This window comes from Microbacterium sp. zg.Y909 (assembly GCF_024626565.1).
The window spans coordinates 1-2360 of the sequence record NZ_JANJFJ010000532.1; the positions used below are offsets into that span (position 1 = coordinate 1).

At 67.7% G+C, this 2360-nt stretch carries 1 protein-coding gene; it reads right to left on the reverse strand.

The window, feature by feature from the left end; genetic code table 11:
• On the reverse strand, positions 1 to 2360 hold a 2360-nt coding region (locus tag NQ160_RS22425; RefSeq protein ID WP_257517245.1), incomplete at both ends, for an ATP-dependent Clp protease ATP-binding subunit.

The window sequence follows — 2360 nt, forward strand, 5'->3', positions numbered from 1 at the left end:
CCGTGCAGGATGCGCTCGCTGAGCTGGTCCTCGATCTCACGCTGCATGGCGCGGCGCAGCGGCCGGGCTCCGAGGGTCGGGTCGAACCCGATCTCGATGAGGCGGTCGGTCGCCTCGGGCGACAGCTCCACCGTCATGTCGCGGTCGAGCAGGCGCTCGGCCAGCCGCTTGGTGAACAGGCCGACGATCTGGCGAAGCTCGTCCTTGTTCAGCTGCGGGAAGACGATGATGTCGTCGAGGCGGTTGAGGAACTCGGGCTTGAAGTGGCGCTTGAGCTCCTCGTCGACCTTGCCCTTCATGCGGTCGTAGGAGGTCTGGGCGTTCCCCTCGACCTGGAAGCCCACAGGGCCGCCCGCGATCGCCGACGAACCGAGGTTCGTCGTCATGATGATCACGGTGTTCTTGAAGTCGATGACGCGGCCCTGACCGTCGGTCAGGCGTCCCTCCTCCAGAATCTGCAGCAGCGAGTTGAAGATGTCCGGGTGGGCCTTCTCGATCTCGTCGAAGAGCACGACCGAGAACGGCTTGCGCCGCACCTTCTCGGTGAGCTGGCCACCCTCTTCGAACCCGACGAACCCGGGAGGGGCTCCGAACAGGCGCGAGACGGTGTGCTTCTCGCCGAACTCGCTCATGTCGAGCGAGATCAGCGCGCCCTCGTCGTCGAAGAGGAACTCCGCCAGCGCCTTGGCGAGCTCGGTCTTTCCGACGCCCGTGGGGCCGGCGAAGATGAACGAGCCCGAGGGGCGCTTGGGGTCCTTGAGACCCGCGCGCTGACGACGGATCGTGCGCGACAGCGCCGCGATCGCCTCGTCCTGGCCGATGACGCGCTGGTGCAGCGCCTTCTCCATGAAGACGAGTCGGCTGGACTCCTCTTCGGTCAGCTTGAACACCGGGATGCCGGTGGCCTGCGCGAGCACCTCGGCGATCAGGCCCTCGTCGACCACGGCGTGGCTGGCGACGTCACCCGAGCGCCACTGCTTCTCGAGGCGCAGTCGCTCGGCGAGCAGGGACTTCTCCTCGTCGCGCAGTGCGGCGGCCTTCTCGAAGTCCTGGTCCTCGCTGGCGCGCTCTTTGTCCTCGCGGACCTTGGCGATCTTGTCGTCGAACTCGCGCAGCTCCGGCGGGCTCGACAGGATCGACAGACGCAGGCGGGCGCCGGCCTCGTCGATCAGGTCGATGGCCTTGTCGGGCAGGAACCGGTCGCTGACGTAGCGGTCGGCGAGGTTGGCCGCCGCGACGATCGCGCCGTCGGTGATCTGCACCTTGTGGTGCGCCTCGTAGCGGTCGCGCAGCCCCTTCAGGATGTTGATCGCGTGGGGCAGGCTCGGCTCGGCGACCTGGATCGGCTGGAAGCGGCGCTCGAGCGCGGCATCCTTCTCGAAGTGCTTGCGGTACTCATCGAGCGTGGTCGCGCCGATGGTCTGCAGCTCGCCGCGGGCGAGGAGGGGCTTGAGGATGGATGCCGCATCGATCGCACCCTCGGCCGCACCGGCGCCGACGAGGGTGTGGATCTCGTCGATGAACACGATGATGTCGCCGCGGGTGCGGATCTCCTTGGTGACCTTCTTCAGGCGCTCCTCGAAGTCACCGCGGTAGCGGGACCCGGCGATGAGCGACCCGAGGTCCAGCGAGTAGACCTGCTTGTCCTTCAGCGTCTCGGGGACCTCGTTCTTGACGATCGCCTGTGCGAGGCCCTCGACGACGGCGGTCTTGCCGACGCCGGGCTCGCCGATGAGGACGGGGTTGTTCTTCGACCGGCGGGAGAGGATCTGCATGACCCGCTCGATCTCCTTCTCGCGCCCGATCACCGGGTCGAGCTTGTTGTCGCGCGCGGCCTGGGTGAGGTTGCGCCCGAACTGGTCGAGCACCGCCGATCCACCCTGGGCGGGCGCGTTCTGCTCGCCGGGGCCGGCCGCGACACCCGCGGGCTCCTTGCCCTGGTAGCCGCTGAGCAGCTGGATGACCTGCTGGCGCACCTTGTTCAGGTCGGCGCCCAGCTTGACGAGCACCTGCGCGGCGACGCCCTCACCCTCGCGGATGAGACCGAGCAGGATGTGCTCGGTGCCGATGTAGTTGTGGCCGAGCTGCAGCGCTTCGCGCAGGGACAGCTCCAGCACCTTCTTGGCCCGCGGCGTGAACGGGATGTGCCCCGTCGGCTGCTGCTGGCCCTGCCCGATGATGTCCTGCACCTGCTCGCGCACAGCGTCGAGCGAGATACCGAGCGACTCCAGCGCCTTCGCGGCGACCCCCTCGCCCTCGTGGATGAGGCCGAGCAGGATGTGCTCGGTACCGATGTAGTTGTGGTTGAGCATCTTCGCCTCTTCTTGGGCGAGCACAACCACACGACGGGCACGGTCCGT